Origin of the sequence: Labrys sp. 22185 (genome assembly GCF_052045555.1) — a bacterium.
GTDB lineage: Bacteria > Pseudomonadota > Alphaproteobacteria > Rhizobiales > Labraceae > Labrys > Labrys neptuniae.
Genome location: NZ_JBQEPH010000054.1, coordinates 1 through 19,510, shown reverse-complemented (window position 1 = coordinate 19,510; position 19,510 = coordinate 1). Strand labels below are relative to the sequence as shown.

The 19,510-nt window shown below is 62.2% G+C and carries 15 protein-coding genes and 1 tRNA gene; 1 reads left to right on the top strand and 15 read right to left on the bottom strand.

Features of this window, described 5'->3' with window-relative positions; translation table 11 throughout:
• Position 1: 1 nt before the first annotated feature.
• The 8 genes from tuf (ACTJKX_RS35980) to rplJ form a co-directional block, all read right to left on the bottom strand.
• Positions 2–1,192: an elongation factor Tu gene (gene tuf / locus ACTJKX_RS35980; RefSeq protein ID WP_440728250.1), complete on the bottom strand. Its 1,191-nt coding sequence runs from the start codon at positions 1,190–1,192 to the stop codon at positions 2–4.
• 54 nt (positions 1,193–1,246) lie between these two features.
• Positions 1,247–3,322 carry an elongation factor G gene (gene fusA, locus ACTJKX_RS35975; protein WP_394309675.1) on the bottom strand — a complete coding sequence of 692 codons (2,076 nt, stop codon included), beginning with the start codon at positions 3,320–3,322 and terminating at the stop codon, positions 1,247–1,249.
• A 28-nt stretch (positions 3,323–3,350) separates the two neighbouring features.
• Positions 3,351–3,821 carry a 30S ribosomal protein S7 gene (rpsG, locus tag ACTJKX_RS35970; protein WP_068299564.1) on the bottom strand — a complete coding sequence of 157 codons (471 nt, stop codon included), beginning with the start codon at positions 3,819–3,821 and terminating at the stop codon, positions 3,351–3,353.
• 14 nt (positions 3,822–3,835) lie between these two features.
• Positions 3,836–4,207, bottom strand: a complete 372-nt coding sequence (rpsL, locus tag ACTJKX_RS35965; RefSeq protein WP_068299562.1) for a 30S ribosomal protein S12 — start codon at positions 4,205–4,207, stop codon at positions 3,836–3,838.
• 482 nt (positions 4,208–4,689) lie between these two features.
• Positions 4,690–8,892 carry a DNA-directed RNA polymerase subunit beta' gene (gene rpoC / locus ACTJKX_RS35960; protein WP_440728249.1) on the bottom strand — a complete coding sequence of 1,401 codons (4,203 nt, stop codon included), beginning with the start codon at positions 8,890–8,892 and terminating at the stop codon, positions 4,690–4,692.
• 151 nt (positions 8,893–9,043) lie between these two features.
• Positions 9,044–13,165 (bottom strand): DNA-directed RNA polymerase subunit beta, encoded by a 4,122-nt coding sequence (rpoB, locus tag ACTJKX_RS35955; protein ID WP_440728248.1) that lies wholly within the window; start codon positions 13,163–13,165, stop codon positions 9,044–9,046.
• Positions 13,166–13,477: 312 nt separating this feature from the next.
• Positions 13,478–13,855 carry a 50S ribosomal protein L7/L12 gene (gene rplL, locus ACTJKX_RS35950; RefSeq protein ID WP_068297478.1) on the bottom strand — a complete coding sequence of 126 codons (378 nt, stop codon included), beginning with the start codon at positions 13,853–13,855 and terminating at the stop codon, positions 13,478–13,480.
• Positions 13,856–13,909: 54 nt separating this feature from the next.
• Positions 13,910–14,428 carry a 50S ribosomal protein L10 gene (gene rplJ, locus ACTJKX_RS35945; protein ID WP_068297481.1) on the bottom strand — a complete coding sequence of 173 codons (519 nt, stop codon included), beginning with the start codon at positions 14,426–14,428 and terminating at the stop codon, positions 13,910–13,912.
• Between the two features lie 578 nt (positions 14,429–15,006).
• Between rplJ and ACTJKX_RS35940 the strand changes: the two genes are divergently transcribed.
• Positions 15,007–15,336 (top strand): hypothetical protein, encoded by a 330-nt coding sequence (locus ACTJKX_RS35940; protein WP_440728247.1) that lies wholly within the window; start codon positions 15,007–15,009, stop codon positions 15,334–15,336.
• 56 nt (positions 15,337–15,392) lie between these two features.
• Here ACTJKX_RS35940 and rplA read toward each other — a convergent pair whose 3' ends face one another.
• From rplA to tuf (ACTJKX_RS35905), 7 genes are all read right to left on the bottom strand, one after another.
• Positions 15,393–16,091 (bottom strand): 50S ribosomal protein L1, encoded by a 699-nt coding sequence (rplA, locus tag ACTJKX_RS35935; protein WP_068297499.1) that lies wholly within the window; start codon positions 16,089–16,091, stop codon positions 15,393–15,395.
• Positions 16,092–16,095: 4 nt separating this feature from the next.
• Positions 16,096–16,527 carry a 50S ribosomal protein L11 gene (rplK, locus tag ACTJKX_RS35930; RefSeq protein ID WP_105865683.1) on the bottom strand — a complete coding sequence of 144 codons (432 nt, stop codon included), beginning with the start codon at positions 16,525–16,527 and terminating at the stop codon, positions 16,096–16,098.
• A 135-nt stretch (positions 16,528–16,662) separates the two neighbouring features.
• Complete coding sequence (gene nusG / locus ACTJKX_RS35925; protein ID WP_068297490.1) at positions 16,663–17,196, bottom strand: transcription termination/antitermination protein NusG; 534 nt, start codon at positions 17,194–17,196, stop codon at positions 16,663–16,665.
• Positions 17,197–17,207: 11 nt separating this feature from the next.
• Positions 17,208–17,405, bottom strand: coding sequence for a preprotein translocase subunit SecE (gene secE / locus ACTJKX_RS35920; protein ID WP_068297493.1), 198 nt, complete (start codon positions 17,403–17,405; stop codon positions 17,208–17,210).
• Between the two features lie 285 nt (positions 17,406–17,690).
• A tRNA-Trp gene (locus ACTJKX_RS35915) sits at positions 17,691–17,766 on the bottom strand.
• Between the two features lie 168 nt (positions 17,767–17,934).
• On the bottom strand, positions 17,935–18,255 hold the full coding sequence (locus tag ACTJKX_RS35910) for a YbjQ family protein (protein ID WP_068297496.1): 321 nt from the start codon (positions 18,253–18,255) through the stop codon (positions 17,935–17,937).
• Positions 18,256–18,346: 91 nt separating this feature from the next.
• Positions 18,347–19,510: elongation factor Tu (gene tuf / locus ACTJKX_RS35905; protein ID WP_440726080.1), on the bottom strand; the 1,164-nt coding region annotated here is incomplete at its 5' end.

Genomic DNA, 19,510 nt, shown 5'->3' with positions numbered 1-19,510 from the left:
CTTATTCGATGATGGCGGCGACGACGCCGGCGCCGACGGTACGACCGCCTTCACGGATGGCGAAGCGCAGCTTCTCTTCCATGGCGATCGGCACGATCAGGTTGACTTCCATGGCGATGTTGTCGCCCGGCATCACCATCTCCGTGCCTTCCGGCAGCGTCACCACGCCCGTCACGTCCGTCGTGCGGAAGTAGAACTGCGGACGGTAGTTGCCGAAGAACGGCGTGTGACGGCCGCCCTCTTCCTTGGTCAGGATGTAGGCTTCGGCCTTGAACTTGGTGTGCGGCTTCACGGAGCCGGGCTTGCACAGCACCTGGCCGCGCTCCACGTCCTCACGCTTGGTGCCGCGCAGCAGCGCGCCGATGTTGTCGCCGGCCTGGCCCTGGTCCAGCAGCTTGCGGAACATCTCGACGCCGGTGACGGTCGTCTTCTGGGTGGCGCGGATGCCGACGATCTCGACTTCCTCGCCGACCTTGACGATGCCGCGCTCGACACGGCCGGTCACCACGGTGCCACGGCCCGAGATCGAGAACACGTCTTCGACCGGCATCAGGAAGGGCTGGTCGATCGGGCGCTCGGGCTGCGGGATGTAGTCGTCAACCGTCTGCATCAGGGCCAGGATGGCGTCATGGCCGATCTCCGGAGACTTGTTCTCCAGCGCCATCAGCGCCGAACCCTTGGTGATCGGAATGTCGTCGCCGGGGAACTCGTACTTCGACAGAAGCTCGCGAACTTCGAGCTCGACCAGCTCCAGAAGCTCCGGATCATCGACCATGTCGACCTTGTTCAGGAACACCACCAGCGCGGGAACGCCGACCTGGCGGGCCAGGAGGATGTGCTCGCGGGTCTGCGGCATCGGGCCGTCGGCAGCCGACACGACCAGGATCGCGCCGTCCATCTGCGCCGCACCCGTGATCATGTTCTTCACGTAGTCGGCGTGGCCGGGGCAGTCGACATGAGCATAGTGGCGGTTCTTGGTCTCGTACTCGACGTGCGCCGTCGAGATCGTGATGCCGCGAGCCTTCTCTTCCGGAGCCTTGTCGATCTGGTCATACGCCGTGAACGTCGCACCGCCCGTCTCGGCAAGAACCTTCGTGATCGCCGCAGTCAGCGACGTCTTGCCATGGTCAACGTGACCAATCGTGCCGATGTTGCAGTGCGGCTTATTGCGTTCAAATTTCTCTTTGGCCATCGGGGCCTCCTTCACCTGTCGCCGAAACGGCGGATGAAACTCAAATCAAGGGGATCAGGCGTACTTCGCCTGGATTTCAGCAGCGACGTTGGACGGCGCCTGTTCGTAATGATCGAACTGCATCGTGTAGCTGGCGCGGCCCTGGGTGAAGGAACGCAGCTGGTTGACGTAGCCGAACATGTTCATGAGCGGAACCATGGCGTTCACGACATTCGCGTTGCCGCGCATGTCCTGACCCTGGATCTGTCCACGCCGGGAGTTGAGATCGCCGATGACCGAGCCGGTGTATTCTTCCGGAGTCACGACCTCGACCTTCATGATCGGCTCGAGCAGAACCGAACCGCCCTTCTGCAGGGCTTCACGGAAGGCCGCACGCGAAGCGATTTCGAAGGCCAGGGCCGACGAGTCGACTTCGTGGAAGGCACCGTCGATCAGCGTCACCTTGACGTCGACGACCGGGAAGCCGGCAACGATGCCCGCACCGAGAACCGAATTGAGGCCCTTTTCGACGCCCGGGATGTATTCCTTGGGCACCGAGCCGCCAATGATCTTCGACTCGAACTCGAAGCCCTTGCCGGGCTCGTTCGGCTCGACGACGAACTTGACGCGAGCGAACTGGCCGGTACCGCCGGTCTGCTTCTTGTGGGTGTAGTCGATCTCGGCCCGCTTGGTGATCTTCTCGCGGAAGGCCACCTGCGGCGCGCCGACATTGACCTCGACCTTGTGGGTACGACGCAGGATGTCGACCTTGATGTCGAGATGCAGTTCGCCCATGCCCTTGATGATGGTCTGGCCGGATTCCTGATCGGTCGACACGCGGAAGGACGGATCCTCCGAAGCGAGCTTGATCAGCGCCAGCGCCATCTTTTCCTGGTCGGCCTTGGTCTTGGGCTCGATCGCCATCTCGATGACCGGCTCAGGGAATTCCATGCGCTCCAGGATGACCGGATGCGCGGGGTCGCACAGCGTGTCGCCGGTGCGGGTATCCTTGAGGCCGACCAAGGCGACGATGTCGCCGGCATAGGCTTCAGCGATTTCTTCGCGGTTGTTGGCGTGCATGAGCACCATGCGGCCAACGCGCTCGCTCTTCTCACGGCTCGAATTGAGCAGCGAAACGCCCTTCTCGAGCTTGCCAGAGTAGATGCGGCAGAAGGTCAGGACGCCATACTGGTCGTCCATGATCTTGAAGCCAAGGAGCGAAAGCGGCTCGGCGTCCGAGGACTTGCGCTCGACTTCTTCTTCGGTCTTGGGGTCGATGCCCTTGATGGCGGGCACGTCCACCGGCGACGGCAGATAGTCGACCACGGCATCAAGAAGCGTCTGCACGCCCTTGTTCTTGAAGGCAGAACCAGCAAGCACGGGATAGAAGGCGCCGGTAAGGACGGCCTTGCGGATCAGGCGCTTCAGGGTTGCTTCGTCCGGCTCCTGGCCGTCGAAGAAGGCGGCGAGAGCGTCGTCATCGAGTTCCACAGCAGCTTCGATGAGCATGTTGCGGTACTCGTTGGCCTTCTCGACCATGTCTTCCGGGATCGGCAGGTTGGCGTCGAATTCGGCGCCCAGCGATTCACCCGACCAGATCACGGCCTTCATGCGAACGAGATCGATGACGCCCTTGAAGTTCGACTCCGAACCGATCGGCAGCTGAATGGCGATCGGCTTGGCGCCGAGGCGCTTCACGATGTCGTCGAGGCACTTGTAGAAGTCAGCGCCCGTCTTATCCATCTTGTTGGCGAAGACGATACGCGGAACCTTGTACTTGTCACCCTGGCGCCAGACAGTCTCGGTCTGAGGCTCGACGCCCTGGTTGGAGTCGAGCACGCAGACGGCACCGTCAAGCACGCGCAGCGAGCGTTCGACTTCGATGGTGAAGTCGACGTGGCCGGGGGTGTCGATGATGTTCAGGCGCTTGCCAGCCCACAGAGCGGTCGTCGCGGCGGACGTGATCGTGATGCCGCGCTCCTGCTCCTGGGTCATGAAGTCCATCGTGGCGGCGCCGTCATGGACTTCGCCGATCTTGTGGGACTTACCGGTGTAGTAAAGGATCCGCTCGGTCGTCGTGGTCTTACCGGCGTCGATGTGCGCCATAATACCAAAATTGCGGTAGTCCTCGATCGCGTGCGTACGGGCCATCGTGTGATCCTCGATCCTGCTTCCTGCCTTACCAGCGGTAATGCGAGAAGGCGCGGTTGGCCTCGGCCATCCGGTGCGTGTCTTCGCGTTTCTTCACGGCGTTGCCGCGGTTGTTGGAGGCGTCGAGCAGCTCGCCCGACAGCTTCTCTTCCATGGTCTTCTCGTTGCGGTTACGGGCCGCGCTGAGGATCCAACGGATGGCGAGAGCCTGGCGGCGCTCCGGACGAACTTCGACCGGGACCTGATAGGTCGCACCACCGACGCGGCGGGAGCGAACTTCGATCGCCGGAGCGACATTCGACAAGGCCGTCTGGAACACCGTGATCGGGCTCTGCTTGGCCTTGGCTTCGATGGTGTCGAAAGCGTCATAGACGATCTTTTCGGCAACCGACTTCTTGCCATCATACATGATGGCATTCATGAACTTGGTCACGACGAGATCACCGAACTTCGGATCCGGAATGATCTCACGCTTTTCTGCACGATGGCGACGGGACATGGTGAAATCTTCCCTTACTTCGGACGCTTCGCGCCGTACTTCGAACGGCGCTGCTTACGGTTCTTGACACCCTGGGTATCGAGGACACCGCGGAGAATGTGATAGCGGACGCCGGGCAAGTCCTTCACGCGGCCGCCGCGGATCATGACCACGGAATGCTCCTGAAGGTTATGGCCTTCGCCGGGGATGTAGCCGATGACCTCGAAGCCATTGGTGAGACGCACCTTGGCAACCTTACGCAAAGCCGAGTTCGGCTTCTTCGGGGTCGTCGTATACACGCGAGTGCACACACCGCGCTTCTGCGGGCATGCTTCCAGGTGGCGCGCCTTCTCGCGATACACTTTCGGTTCGCGCGGCTTGCGGATCAGCTGGCTAATGGTTGGCATCGTTCGCCCTTCAACATCGATTAGTACGCCCTTACGAACGCACTGCTTTGCCCTGCGTGAACAACCACGCAAAACGAAACCGCGCCAGCTTCCCTTTTAGGGGATGCAAGCGCGACACCCACAGAGGATCGCAACGCAGGGCGCAACGATCATGACCGGAACTGTGTCTGGTAGTCCGGAGGCAGCGTTTAAGAACTCAGTTCCGCGTCTTGTCGACTGCAGGAACAATACGTCTTACGGCCCGCCCTGAAAGTGAGGTGGTCTTTAACTGCCGACTCGCCTCCCGTCAAGCACGAAGCGTGTCAAAATCGGCAATAAATGCGGTTTCCAAGCCGATCGGAGCTTCTGCATAGCCCCTTTGCCGTTTTGCATGGCTTGGAGCCCGAGAGGCTCCCCTTCCCCACCACGAGCGGGGCTCGATCAAAGACGAAAGGGCGGCCCTCGCGAGCCGCCCTTCCATTCAACCATTCGGTTGAATTTTCTTACTCTGCCGCGGGCAGAGCCACCACTTCGGCATCGCCGGCCGGAGCTGCGGGAACGCCGGCCTCGGCCTGCTTCTGCTGCAGGATGAGGTCGTCGCGGCGCTTGGCGATCTCGCGGACCCGCGCGATCTGGGCACCGGTGCCGGCCGGGATGAGACGGCCGACGATAACGTTCTCCTTGAGGCCCTCCAGCGTGTCCGACTTGCCGTTGACGGCAGCTTCGGTGAGCACGCGAGTGGTCTCCTGGAACGAGGCCGCCGAGATGAACGAACGCGTCTGCAGCGAGGCCTTGGTGATGCCGAGCAGCACCGGATGGCCGACCGCAGGCTTGCGGCCTTCTTCGACGGCCTTGATGTTGGCCTCTTCGAACTCGATGCGATCGACCTGCTCGCTGGGCAGGAACTCGGTCTCACCGGCATCGGTGATCTCGATCTTCTGCAGCATCTGCCGGACGATCACTTCGATGTGCTTGTCGTTAATCTGCACGCCCTGCAGGCGGTAGACTTCCTGGATTTCGTTGACCAGGTAGGCCGCCAGTTCCTCGACGCCCTTGACCGCCAGAATATCGTGCGGGGCGGGGTTGCCGTCGACAATGAAGTCACCCTTCTCGACGACGTCGCCGTCCTGGAGATGGATGTGCTTGCCCTTCGGGATCAGATATTCGACCGGCTCCTGATCAGCCTCATGCGGCTGGATCACGAGACGACGCTTGTTCTTGTAGTCACGGCCGAACTGGATCGTACCGGTGATCTCGGCGATGATCGCCGCATCCTTCGGACGACGGGCCTCGAACAGCTCGGCCACGCGCGGCAGACCGCCCGTGATGTCGCGGGTCTTGGCGCTTTCCAGCGGCACGCGGGCGATGACATCGCCGGCATTCACCTTCGAGCCGGGATCGACCGAGATGACGGATTCGGCCGCCAGGAAGTAACGGGCGTCACCGCCACGCGACAGCTTGGCGATCTTGCCGTCGGCACCCTTGATCACCAAGGCCGGACGCAGGTCCGCCGAGCGGCTGGACGTCCGCCAGTCGGAGACGACGCGCTTGGTGATGCCGGTCGATTCGTCGGCACTCTCATTGACCGAGATGCCGTCGACCAGATCCTCGTAGCCGATCACGCCGTCGAGTTCGGTGATCACCGGGCGGGTATAGGGATCCCACTCGGCGATGCGCTGGCCGCGCTTGATCTTGTCGCCATCGTCCACCTTGATGCGGGCACCATAGGGGACGCGGTTGACCGAGCGCTCCGTGCCGTCATGGTCGAGGACCACGACTGCCAGGTTGCGGGCCATGGCGATCAGTTCGCCTTCCGAATTGCGCACGACGTTGCGGTTACGGATCTTGACCGTGCCCTCGAAGGTCGACTCGATGTTCGACTGCTCGTTGATCTGCGCCGCGCCGCCGATGTGGAAGGTACGCATGGTGAGCTGCGTGCCCGGTTCACCGATCGACTGCGCCGCAATGACGCCGACGGCCTCGCCCATGTTGACCCGCGTGCCGCGTGCCAGGTCGCGACCATAGCAGGTAGCGCAGACGCCGTTCTTGGTCTCGCAAGTGAGCACCGAACGGATCTTGATCTCCTGCAGGCCCGAAGCGGCGATCAGGTCGACAGCCTTTTCGTCGATCATCTCGCCCATCGGCACGATGACGGTGCCGGTCGAGGGGTCGGTGATGTTCTCGGCCGCGGTACGGCCGAGGACGCGCACACCGAGCGAAGCCACGACCTGGCCGGCATCGACGATCGCACGCACACCGATGCCGCCCTCCGAGCCGCAATCGATCTCGGTGATGATCGAGTCCTGGGCGACGTCGACGAGACGACGGGTCAGATAACCCGAGTTCGCCGTCTTCAAGGCGGTGTCGGCCAGACCCTTACGGGCGCCGTGGGTCGAGTTGAAGTACTCGAGCACGGTCAGGCCTTCCTTGAAGTTCGAGATGATCGGCGTCTCGATGATCTCGCCCGACGGCTTGGCCATCAGGCCGCGCATCGCACCGAGCTGACGCATCTGAGCGGGCGAACCACGAGCCGAGGAGTGCGCCATCATGTAGATGGAGTTGATCGGCTTGTCGCGGCCGCTGTCGTCCTTCTTCACGGCCGAAATGCGGTCCATCATCTCCTTGGCGAGACGATCGGCGCACTTGGCCCAGGCGTCGACGACCTTGTTGTACTTTTCGCCCTGGGTGATCAGGCCGTCATTGTACTGCTGCTCGTAGTCCTTCGCCAAAGCGTCGGTCTCGGCCACGATCTTCCACTTGTTCTCCGGCACGACGATGTCGTCCTTGCCGAAGGAGATACCCGCCTTGAAGGCGTTGGAGAAGCCGAGCGTCATGATGCGGTCGCAGAAGATGACCGCTTCCTTCTGACCCACGTTACGGTAGACGACGTCGATGAGGGCGGAGATCGCCTTCTTCGTCATCAGGTTGTTGGCGGCGTCGAAGGGAATCTTCGGATTCTTCGGCAGCAGCTCGGCAAGCTTCACGCGACCGGGCGTGGTGTCGTAGATCTTGGCGACCTCGTTGCCTTCGGCATCGATGCCCTTCCAGCGCCACTTGATCTTGGAGTGGAGCGTGACGACCTTGTTGTCGAGCGCATGGTCGAGCTCGCCGATATTGCCGAACACCATGCCCTGCCCGGGCTCGCCATCCGACATCAGCGTCACGTAATAGAGACCCAGCACGACGTCCTGCGACGGCACGATGATCGGCTGACCGTTGGCCGGATGCAGGATGTTGTTGGTCGACATCATCAGGACGCGCGCTTCCAGCTGCGCTTCGAGCGACAGCGGGACGTGCACGGCCATCTGGTCACCGTCGAAGTCCGCGTTGAAGGCGGTGCAGACCAGCGGATGCAGCTGGATGGCCTTGCCTTCGATCAGCACCGGCTCGAAGGCCTGGATGCCGAGGCGATGCAGCGTCGGAGCGCGGTTGAGCAGAACCGGATGCTCGCGGATGACCTCGTCGAGAATATCCCAGACTTCCGGCTTTTCCTTCTCGACCAGCTTCTTGGCCTGCTTCACGGTCGCGGAAAGCCCCTTGGCGTCGAGACGCGAATAGATGAAGGGCTTGAACAGCTCCAGCGCCATCTTCTTGGGCAGGCCGCACTGATGCAGCTTCAGCTCGGGACCGACGACGATCACCGAACGGCCGGAATAGTCGACGCGCTTGCCGAGCAGGTTCTGGCGGAAGCGGCCCTGCTTGCCCTTGAGCATGTCGGACAGCGACTTCAGCGGACGCTTGTTGGCACCCGTGATGACGCGGCCGCGGCGGCCGTTGTCGAAGAGCGCGTCCACAGCTTCCTGCAGCATGCGCTTTTCGTTGCGGATGATGATGTCGGGCGCACGCAGTTCGATCAGCCGCTTCAAACGGTTGTTGCGGTTGATGACGCGGCGATAGAGATCGTTGAGGTCCGAGGTCGCGAAGCGGCCGCCGTCCAGCGGCACGAGCGGACGCAGATCCGGCGGGATCACCGGAACGGCGGTCAGGATCATCCATTCGGGCTTGTTGCCGGACTGGATGAAGGCTTCGATGATCTTCAGGCGCTTGGCGAGCTTCTTCGGCTTGAGCTCCGAAGTGGACTCGGCGATCTCGACGCGCAAATCCGCCGCGATCTTCTCCAGATCCATGGCGCGCAGCATCTCACGGATGGCCTCGGCGCCGATCATGGCGGTGAACGAGTCCTCGCCATACTCGTCCTGGGCGCGTGCATACTCGTCCTCGGAGAGGAGCTGACGCTCCTTCAGCGGGGTGAGGCCGGGCTCGATCACGACGTAATATTCGAAGTACAGGATACGCTCGAGATCCTTGAGCGTCATATCCATCAACAGGCCGATGCGGCTCGGCAGCGACTTCAGGAACCAGATGTGGGCGACCGGCGCGGCGAGCTCGATATGGCCCATGCGCTCGCGGCGCACGCGCGACAGCGTAACTTCGACGCCGCACTTCTCGCAGATGACGCCCTTGTACTTCATGCGCTTGTACTTGCCGCACAAGCACTCGTAATCCTTGATCGGTCCGAAGATGCGCGCGCAGAACAAGCCGTCACGCTCGGGCTTGAACGTACGGTAATTGATGGTTTCCGGCTTCTTGATCTCGCCGTAGGACCAGGAAAGGATCTTTTCCGGCGAAGCGATCGAGATCTTGATCTGATCGAAGGTCTGCGGCTGCGCCACCGGATTGAAGAGATTCATGACCTCTTGGTTCATGGCCGTCTCCAGGTTTGCGCTAAGGCGAGGCCAACGCCCCTGCCCGCGCGGATAAAAATGGGGGGCGGGTCTTGCAGCATTCGCTGACAGCAGACCCACCTCATTCGCGGCACGGTCACGGCGGGCCCGAAGGCCCGCCTCCCGGGCAATGTCACTCGGCAGCCTCGGCCGGCGGCAGCATCTGATCGGCGTTGCGCAGGCCGGTGAGCTCGACGTTGAGGCCCAGCGAACGCATTTCCTTGACCAGAACGTTGAACGATTCCGGGATGCCCGCCTCGAAGGTGTCGTCGCCGCGTACGATGGCCTCGTAGACCTTGGTACGGCCGGCCACGTCGTCCGACTTGACGGTGAGCATCTCCTGCAGCGTGTAGGCGGCGCCATAGGCTTCGAGGGCCCACACCTCCATTTCGCCGAAGCGCTGGCCGCCGAACTGCGCCTTGCCACCCAGCGGCTGCTGCGTGACCAGCGAGTACGGACCGATCGAACGGGCGTGGATCTTGTCGTCGACCAGATGGTGCAGCTTCAGCATGTAGATGTAGCCGACTGTCACCTTGCGGTCGAAGGGGTTGCCCGTGCGCCCGTCATAGAGCTGGACCTGACCCGAAGCGTCATGGCCCGCCATCTTGAGGAAGTCGACGATGTCGCTTTCCTTGGCTCCGTCGAAGACCGGGGTCGCGATCGGCACGCCGCGGCGAAGCGTCGAGGACATGTCGACGAGCTCACGCTCGTCCATGGACTCGATTTCCTCGTTGTTGCCGTAGATGCGGTCGAGCGTATTCTTGAGCTGGCTGGCCCCCTTGCCCTTCTTGTAGGCATCGATGGCCTGGCCGACGAGCTTGCCGAGGCCGGCAGCTGCCCAACCCATATGGGTTTCAAGAATCTGACCGACATTCATGCGGCTCGGCACGCCGAGCGGGTTGAGCACGATGTCGACCGGCGTGCCATCCTCGAGGAAGGGCATGTCTTCGATCGGCATGATGCGCGAAACCACGCCCTTGTTGCCGTGACGGCCGGCCATCTTGTCGCCCGGCTGGATCTTGCGCTTCACGGCGACGAAGACCTTGACCATCTTCATCACACCGGGCGGCAGTTCGTCACCACGCTGCAGCTTCTCGACCTTGTCCAGGAAGCGCTGTTCGAGGCGCTTCTTGGATTCGTCGTACTGCTTGCGCATGGCCTCGACTTCGCTCATCAGCGCGTCATCGGCCACGGCGAAGTTCCACCACTGCGAGCGCGGATACTCCTGCATCACGTCGGCAGTGAGCACCGTCTCCTTCTTGAAGCCCTTCGGCCCGCCGATCGCCGCCTTGCCTTCCAGTATCTCGACGAGACGCTGGTAGACGTTGCGGTCGAGGATCGCCTGCTCGTCGTCGCGGTCCTTGGCCAGACGCTCGATCTCCTCGCGCTCGATCGCCTGGGCGCGCTCGTCCTTGTCGACGCCGTGGCGGTTGAACACGCGCACTTCGACGATGGTGCCGGTAACGCCCGGGGGCACGCGCAGCGAGGTGTCGCGCACGTCGGAGGCCTTTTCGCCGAAGATGGCGCGCAGGAGCTTTTCTTCCGGCGTCATCGGGCTCTCGCCCTTCGGCGTGATCTTGCCGACCAGGATGTCGCCAGCCTGCACCTCGGCACCGATATAGACGATACCGGCTTCGTCCAGGTTCTTCAGCGCTTCTTCCGAGACGTTCGGAATGTCGCGCGTGATTTCTTCCGGACCCAGCTTGGTGTCGCGGGCCATCACTTCGAACTCGTCGATGTGGATCGAGGTGAACACGTCTTCCTTGGCGATGTTCTCGCTGAGCAGGATCGAGTCTTCGAAGTTGTAGCCGTTCCAGGGCATGAAGGCGACGAGGACGTTGCGGCCGAGCGCCAGCTCGCCGAGCTCGGTCGACGGACCGTCGGCGATGATGTCCCCCTTCCTGACCACGTCGCCCACGCGCACCAGCGGCTTCTGCGTGATGCAGGTCGACTGGTTGGAGCGCTGGAACTTCATCAGGCGGTAGATGTCGACGCCCGACTGGGTCGGATCGAGATCCGCGGTGGCGCGGATGACGATACGCGTCGCATCGATCTGGTCGACGATGCCGGTGCGGCGGGCGGCAATCGCGGCGCCCGAGTCGCGGGCCACCACGCTCTCCATGCCGGTACCGACGAACGGAGCATCGGCGCGCACCAGCGGCACGGCCTGACGCTGCATGTTTGCACCCATCAGCGCGCGGTTGGCGTCGTCATTCTCGATGAAGGGAATGAGCGCCGCAGCGACGGAGACGAGCTGCTTGGGCGAGACGTCCATGTAGTCGACGCGGTCGGGCGTGACCATGACGTTTTCGCCAGCATGGCGGCAGACCACGAAGTCTTCCGTCAGACGGCCTTCCTGATCGACCGGAATGTTGGCCTGGGCGACGTAGTACTTGCCCTCTTCCATCGCCGACAGATAGACGACCTCGGGCGTGACCTTGCTGTCGCGGACGCGACGATAGGGCGCCTCGATGAAGCCGTACTTGTTGACGCGCGCAAAGGTCGCCAGCGAGTTGATCAGACCGATGTTCGGGCCTTCCGGCGTCTCGATCGGGCAGATGCGGCCATAATGCGTCGGGTGCACGTCGCGGACTTCGAAGCCGGCACGCTCGCGGGTCAGACCGCCCGGGCCAAGTGCCGACAGGCGGCGCTTGTGGGTGATTTCCGACAGCGGATTGGTCTGGTCCATGAACTGCGAGAGCTGCGAGGAACCGAAGAACTCGCGCACGGCGGCAGCCGCCGGCTTGGCGTTGATCAGATCCTGCGGCATCACGGTGTCGACGTCGACCGAGGACATACGCTCCTTGATGGCGCGCTCCATGCGCAGCAGGCCGACGCGATACTGATTTTCCATCAGCTCACCGACCGAGCGCACGCGGCGGTTGCCGAGATGGTCGATGTCGTCGATCTCGCCCTTGCCATCGCGCAGGTCCACCAGCGTCCTGACCACGGCCAGAATGTCATCCTTGCGCAGCACGCGCACGGTGTCCTCGGCGTCGAGGTCGAGGCGCATGTTCATCTTGACACGGCCGACCGAGGAGAGGTCGTAGCGCTCGGCATCGAAGAACAGCGACTGGAACATCGCCTCGGCGGAGTCGATGGTCGGCGGCTCGCCCGGACGCATCACGCGGTAGATGTCGAACAGCGCCTCTTCGCGCGAGTTGTTCTTGTCGACCGCCAGCGTGTTGCGGATATAGCCGCCCACGGTGACGTGATCGATGTCGAGCACCGGGATCTCGTCGAAGCCCTCGTCGCCGAGCAGCTTGAGGTTCTTCTCGCTGAGCTCATCGCCGGCTTCCAGATAGATCTCGCCGGTGTTCAGATTGACGATGTCCTCGGCGACATAACGGCCGATCAGGTCCTCGTCCGTGACGCGCAGGGCCTTGAGGCCCTTCTCGGCCAGGGCGCGGGCGGAACGCGCCGTCAGCTTCTTGCCGGATTCGACCACGATCTCGCCGGTATCGGCATCGATGAGGTCGGTGGTCGGCTTGACGCCCTTCAGGCGGTTCCAGTCATAGGGGACGCGCCAGCCATCCTTGTCGCGGACATAGGTGATGGAGTTGTAGAAGGTACGCAGGATGTCCTCGCCGTCCATGCCGAGGGCAAAGAGCAGCGAAGAAACCGGGATCTTGCGGCGACGGTCGATGCGCGCATGCACGATGTCCTTGGCGTCGAACTCGATGTCGAGCCAGGAACCGCGATAGGGAATGATGCGGGCAGCGAACAGGAGCTTGCCCGAGGAATGGGTCTTGCCCTTGTCGTGGTCGAAGAACACGCCCGGCGAACGGTGCATCTGGGAGACGATGACGCGCTCGGTGCCATTGACGATGAAGGTGCCGTTCGAGGTCATGAGCGGCATGTCGCCCATGTAGACGTCCTGCTCCTTGATGTCCTTGACGGAGCGGGCGCCGGTTTCCTCGTCGACATCGAACACGATCAGGCGCAGCGTCACCTTGAGGGGCGCGGCGAAGGTCATGCCGCGCTGGCGGCACTCGTCGACATCATATTTCGGCGCCTCGAATTCGTAACGGACGAATTCGAGCATCGCCTTGTTGGAAAAGTCCGAGATCGGGAAGACCGACTTGAAGACGGTCTGCAATCCCTCATCCGTCCGCCCGCCATCTGGCTCCAAGACCTGGAGAAACTGGTCATAGGAAGCCTTTTGAACCTCGATCAGGTTCGGCATCGTCGCGACTTCGCGGATCTTTCCGAAAAACCGGCGGACGCGCTTGCGGGCATTGGTCGTCTGAGCCATGTGGTCCTCGTCCTTTCAAGCAAGCCCGGCGCCACCGCACCGCTCCTGCAGGCATTGATTGCGCGAGGAAGACGTTCCTTCCTCGCCTGGCACGGTCCCGCTGTCGCAGGCCGACGCTGAAACATCCGGCCGGAACACCCGGCCTTCACCATTCTCGTCACGGCAGACCGGAAAATCCCAGGAGGCCGAGCCTCGAAGATTCTCTGGTCCGCCGTTCCGGCGTCCAGGCCAGGTCCTAATGGAGCCTGGCCTAAAACGCCGAAAAGGCCCCGGGGGAAAACCCCGGAGCCAAAACGCCTGAAGCAAGCTCTCTTACTTGAGCTCGACCTTGGCGCCGACCTTCTCGAGGGCGGCCTTGATCTTGTCGGCTTCTTCCTTGGCAACGGCTTCCTTGACCGGCTTCGGAGCAGCTTCGACCAGGTCCTTGGCTTCCTTGAGGCCGAGGCCGGTGATCGCGCGGACTTCCTTGATGACCTCGATCTTCTTGTCGCCGGCAGCGGCCAGAACGACGGTGAACTCGGTCTGGGCTTCAGCAGCCGGAGCAGCGGCAGCAGCGCCGGGAGCAGCAGCGACAGCAACAGCCGCAGCAGCCGAAACGCCCCACTTCTCTTCCAGGGCCTTGGCGAGGTCGGCAGCCTCGAGCACGGTCAGGCTCGACAGGTCTTCAACAAGCTTTTCAATCTTGGACATTGTCCATAATCCTTGGTTTTGGTTCGTACCGGTTTAATCGGGTTGCGAACGGCCTTACGCCGCTTCGTCTTGCTTGGCATAGGCTCCGAACACGCGAGCCAGCTTGGCAGCCGGTGCGTTGACGACCTGAGCGATCTTGGTAGCCGGGGCCTGGATGAGGCCGATCAGCTTGGCGCGCAGTTCGTCCAGAGACGGCAAGGTCGCAAGCGCCTTGACACCGTTCTGGTCCAGAGAGGTCTTGCCCATCGCGCCGCCCAGGATCACGAACTTGTCGTGGGCCTTGGCGAAGTCGACGGCGACCTTGGGTGCAGCCACCGGATCGCTCGAATAAGCGATCAGGGTCGGGCCCTTCATGAGGGGCGCGATAGAGGCCACATCCGTGCCATCAAGAGCGATCTTGGCGAGGCGGTTCTTCGCGACCTTCACAGTCGCGCCAGCCTGCTTCATCTGCTTGCGCAGGTTCTGCATCTGGGCGACGGTCAGGCCGGAATAGTGAGCTACGACGACAACCCCAGTGGTCGTGAAGACCTCCTGGAGAAAGCCGATGAACTCCTGCTTTTCCGCTCTTTCCACGTTGCTCTCTCCGGTTGCAGCTTTCCGAAATTGGTGGGAAAGCCGACCGTTGCACTTGCCGCCTTCCGGGCACCGGCGAACCGGGACCTTTACGAAGGCGACGCTCGATTGCCTGTCCCTCATCATCACATATGCGTCAAAATGACACAGGCCGTAAGGACGAGTGAGCCGGATCGAACCAATTCACGAGGCAGCCGCGAGGCGGACACCGAAAACCGGTCTTCCCCGTCTATGCAGGCCAAAAGGAGCGCTTTTAAAGGCCTCTCCCGGCAATTAAGCAGGTTTCCCTGCGCCTGCAGTCTCGGACAGGACATGGCCGTCAAGGTTCGAAAACCCCTCCGGCCAGTCAGCCGTCCAAATTGCTTCGGACAGCAAAAATCCCGGGCTGTTTACACATCCCAGGGTCATGAACCTTTGATCAGTTCAGTGAGAAGGGCGATATAGTCCCTCCCGGGCGAATTGCCAAGGGGGAATTTTATCGCTGCCCCAATTTTTGAAGGCGCGGCCGAAAGACGTTGGCGTGCCAATATCGCAAGGCCCTGCTATCTCAGCATAGCAGGGCGATGGGGAGGTACAAGTTGGAAATCCCGCGAGCGACGATCGATTGCCTCTTTACGGAAAGCCCGCAGAACGGTGCTGCGCTGGGTTTGCTGGCACTGATGACGGGTATCAGCGAGCAATGCTACTATGCCGCCTGGATGTCAGATCTGGAATATGATCTTTGGCAAATCGCTCCAGAGACCTCGTACGGACACGGCACGATAACTGCGAGACAGGCCCAGCTCCTGCGTCTTCTGGCCGAAGAAGCGGATGGTTGGTGGACTTATTCGGATGATGAGGATGATCCGGTCTTGCTGGATCTTGCGTCATGGCGCGAGAAGGCCGCGTCAAGATCAGCGCAACGATAAAAAAACCCCGCCGAAGCAGCTTCGGCGGGGTTCTCGATTTCAACCTGTCAGGTCGATCAGGCGCTGAGCACGCTGGCCGGGTCGATCTTCACGCCCGGGCCCATGGTCGAGGACAGGGCAACGCGCTGGACATAGGTGCCCTTGGCGCCGGTCGGCTTGGCCTTGACCACGGCGTCGGCGAAAGCCTTGATGTTCTCGGCCAGCTTCTCGGCCGTGAACGAAGCCTTGCCGACAGCACCGTGCACGATGCCGGCCTTCTCGACGCGGAACTCGACGGCGCCGCCCTTCGAAGCCTGCACGGCACCGGTGACGTCCATGGTCACCGTACCGACCTTCGGGTTCGGCATCATGCCGCGCGGGCCGAGCACCTTACCCAGACGGCCGACCAGCGGCATCATGTCGGGGGTGGCGATGCAACGATCGAAGTCGATCTTGCCGCCGTTGACGATCTCGACGAGATCCTCGGCGCCGACCACATCGGCGCCAGCAGCGCGGGCTTCGTCAGCCTTGGCGCCGCGGGCGAACACGGCCACGCGCAGGGTGCGGCCCGAACCATTGGGCAGGTTACACACGCCGCGGACCATCTGGTCGGCATGGCGGGGGTCGACACCCAGGTTCATGGCGATCTCGACGGTCTCGTCGAACTTGGCCTTGGCGCGGTCCTTGATCAGGGCCACGGCCTCGTCCAGACCGTAAAGCTTGATGCGGTCAATGCCTTCCTTGGCCGCGCGGATACGCTTTCCTTGATGTGCCATCATATCACCCGACGATCTCGAGGCCCATCGACTGGGCGGAACCCTTCACCATGGCCATGGCGGCCTCAACCGTATCGCAGTTGAGATCGGGCAGCTTCTTCTCGGCGATCTCACGGATCTGGGCGATCGTGATCTTGCCAGCCTTGGCGCCCTTGCCGGGGGTCTGCGAACCCGACTTGATGCCGGCGGCTTCCTTGACCCAGTAGGACACCGGGGGAAGCTTCAGTTCGAAGGTGAAGGAACGGTCCTGATAGGCCGTGATGATGACCGGGATCGGCATGCCCTTGGTCATCTGCGCGGTCTTCGCATTGAAGGCCTTGCAGAATTCCATGATGTTCAGGCCGCGCTGACCAAGCGCGGGGCCGATGGGCGGCGACGGGTTCGCGGCGCCGGCCGGAACCTGAAGCTTGACGTAGCCCGTAATTTTCTTCGCCATTTGTTGCTCCTATGCGGGTTGCCCCGCGGTTATCGGCCATCGTCTCCGATGGCTGGCCATCAACGCGATGGCCGGAGTTTCGCGGTTCGGTTCGGCAAGGCGGCGATGGCCCTGCTTCTCCTCCCGCGTACGGAATCAGACCTTTTCGACCTGCCCGTATTCGAGTTCGACCGGAGTGGCCCGGCCGAAAATGGAAACCGCCACCTTGAGGCGGGCGCGGCTCTCGTCGACTTCCTCGACGATGCCATTGAACGAAGCGAAGGGACCGTCGGCCACCTTGACCTGCTCGCCAACCTCGAAGCTGACGGAGGGCTTGGGACGCTCGACGCCGTCGGCGACCTGGCCCTTGATGCGTTCCGCCTCACGGTCGGGAATCGGCACGGGCTTAGCCTTGTCGGCGCCCAGGAAACCGGTGACCTTCGGCGTGTTCTTGATGAGGTGATGCACCTCGTCCGTCAGGTCGCACTTCACCAGCACATAGCCGGGGAAGAACTTGCGTTCGGTGTCGACCTTCCGGCCGCGGCGAACCTCGACGACCTTCTCGGTCGGCACCAGGATTTCTTCGAACAGGTCGGAGAGCCCACGCTGGGCGACCTGCTCGCGAATCGACTGCGCGACCTTGTTCTCGAAGTTGGAATATGCGTGAACGATATACCAGCGCTTGGCCATTATGGATTTCCCTAGCGGCCCAGATTCACGATGAAGGAGACGACACGGATCAAAACGGCATCCGTGATCGAAAAGAAGATGGCCATGGCGATGGTGAAGATGACGACCATGAGGGCCGTGATCATGGTCTCCCGGCGGGTGGGCCAGGTGACCTTGTTCGTTTCATTGCGAACCTGTCGCAAGAACTCCATCGGAGTCGTCTTTGCCATCGTTCTACCGCCTTGACCGAAACAGAATTGTTCCGGCACTCATTTCGAAATCCTGCCTCGCAAATGCAAGACCGGGCCTGAGCGGAGCATGGACGATGCGGAGATGATCCGACCAAGCCAGGCTCTGCGACGACTGTGAACCTCGCAGGCTTTGCCACCCCGCCCCGCGGGCTTGCAAATCCTGTCCGGCCGTTTTTGCCAACACAAAACCGAGGGTGCGGCCAAACCCCATCCCCCGGCTTTCATGGCAGAGCGAAAAAAGCTGAACGCCTCATCCGCGTAAATTGGCAGGGGCAGCAGGGATCGAACCCGCGACCTACGGTTTTGGAGACCGTCGCTCTACCAGCTGAGCTATACCCCTACGCGTTGCTCGCGCGGCGCCTACATAGCCGCGCAAATGATTTGGCGCAATCCCGCAGATGGAGATGATCGTGTAAATTTTCATCGCCGACCCGACGGAAGTCCGACGGGCCTGCGCCCGGCGCCCTCTTTCATACGGCTTTTGCTGCGCTGGCCGCCCAGCGCCTGTTCAAACCGGCTCGACCGCGACCGCAGTGCCATAGGCCAGCACCTCGGTGATTCCATCCATGATCTCGTTGGCGTCATAGCGCATGGCGATGATGGCATTGGCGCCCATCTCCTCGGCATGGCGCACCAGGAGTTCGTAAGCCTCCTGCCGGGCAGTCTCGGCCAGGTTGGTGTAGACGGATAGCTTGCCGCCGAACACCGATTGGATGGCGCCGCCAATATTGCCGATCACGCTGCGCGAACGCACGGTGATGCCACGCACCACGCCGAAATGCTTCACGACACGGTAGCCTGGGAGATCATTGGTGGTGACGACGATCATGACCTGTTCCTCGAATGCGGTGGAGTCAGCAATACAAACAAAAACGGCGCAGCCAAGGCTGCGCCGTTCCGAACTCGAGCTTTCGCCCAGCTTATTCGATGATGGCGGCGACGACGCCGGCGCCGACGGTACGACCGCCTTCACGGATGGCGAAGCGCAGCTTCTCTTCCATGGCGATCGGCACGATCAGGTTGACTTCCATGGCGATGTTGTCGCCCGGCATCACCATCTCCGTGCCTTCCGGCAGCGTCACCACGCCCGTCACGTCCGTCGTGCGGAAGTAGAACTGCGGACGGTAGTTGCCGAAGAACGGCGTGTGACGGCCGCCCTCTTCCTTGGTCAGGATGTAGGCTTCGGCCTTGAACTTGGTGTGCGGCTTCACGGAGCCGGGCTTGCACAGCACCTGGCCGCGCTCCACGTCCTCACGCTTGGTGCCGCGCAGCAGCGCGCCGATGTTGTCGCCGGCCTGGCCCTGGTCCAGCAGCTTGCGGAACATCTCGACGCCGGTGACGGTCGTCTTCTGGGTGGCGCGGATGCCGACGATCTCGACTTCCTCGCCGACCTTGACGATGCCGCGCTCGACACGGCCGGTCACCACGGTGCCACGGCCCGAGATCGAGAACACGTCTTCGACCGGCATCAGGAAGGGCTGGTCGATCGGGCGCTCGGGCTGCGGGATGTAGTCGTCAACCGTCTGCATCAGGGCCAGGATGGCGTCATGGCCGATCTCCGGAGACTTGTTCTCCAGCGCCATCAGCGCCGAACCCTTGGTGATCGGAATGTCGTCGCCGGGGAACTCGTACTTCGACAGAAGCTCGCGAACTTCGAGCTCGACCAGCTCCAGAAGCTCCGGATCATCGACCATGTCGACCTTGTTCAGGAACACCACCAGCGCGGGAACGCCGACCTGGCGGGCCAGGAGGATGTGCTCGCGGGTCTGCGGCATCGGGCCGTCGGCAGCCGACACGACCAGGATCGCGCCGTCCATCTGCGCCGCACCCGTGATCATGTTCTTCACGTAGTCGGCGTGGCCGGGGCAGTCGACATGAGCATAGTGGCGGTTCTTGGTCTCGTACTCGACGTGCGCCGTCGAGATCGTGATGCCGCGAGCCTTCTCTTCCGGAGCCTTGTCGATCTGGTCATACGCCGTGAACGTCGCACCGCCCGTCTCGGCAAGAACCTTCGTGATCGCCGCAGTCAGCGACGTCTTGCCATGGTCAACGTGACCAATCGTGCCGATGTTGCAGTGCGGCTT

Coding starts and splice junctions, on each gene's coding strand:
- rplL (WP_068297478.1), bottom strand. CDS start 13,855: ATGTCCAAGATTGAAAAGCTTGTTGAAGACCTGTCGAGCCTGACCGTG.
- fusA (WP_394309675.1), bottom strand. CDS start 3,322: ATGGCCCGTACGCACGCGATCGAGGACTACCGCAATTTTGGTATTATG.
- ACTJKX_RS35910 (WP_068297496.1), bottom strand. CDS start 18,255: ATGATCGTCGTCACCACCAATGATCTCCCAGGCTACCGTGTCGTGAAG.
- rpsL (WP_068299562.1), bottom strand. CDS start 4,207: ATGCCAACCATTAGCCAGCTGATCCGCAAGCCGCGCGAACCGAAAGTG.
- nusG (WP_068297490.1), bottom strand. CDS start 17,196: ATGGCCAAGCGCTGGTATATCGTTCACGCATATTCCAACTTCGAGAAC.
- tuf (WP_440728250.1), bottom strand. CDS start 1,192: ATGGCCAAAGAGAAATTTGAACGCAATAAGCCGCACTGCAACATCGGC.
- rpoC (WP_440728249.1), bottom strand. CDS start 8,892: ATGAACCAAGAGGTCATGAATCTCTTCAATCCGGTGGCGCAGCCGCAG.
- rplA (WP_068297499.1), bottom strand. CDS start 16,091: ATGGCACATCAAGGAAAGCGTATCCGCGCGGCCAAGGAAGGCATTGAC.
- rpsG (WP_068299564.1), bottom strand. CDS start 3,821: ATGTCCCGTCGCCATCGTGCAGAAAAGCGTGAGATCATTCCGGATCCG.
- rpoB (WP_440728248.1), bottom strand. CDS start 13,165: ATGGCTCAGACGACCAATGCCCGCAAGCGCGTCCGCCGGTTTTTCGGA.
- rplK (WP_105865683.1), bottom strand. CDS start 16,527: ATGGCGAAGAAAATTACGGGCTACGTCAAGCTTCAGGTTCCGGCCGGC.
- secE (WP_068297493.1), bottom strand. CDS start 17,405: ATGGCAAAGACGACTCCGATGGAGTTCTTGCGACAGGTTCGCAATGAA.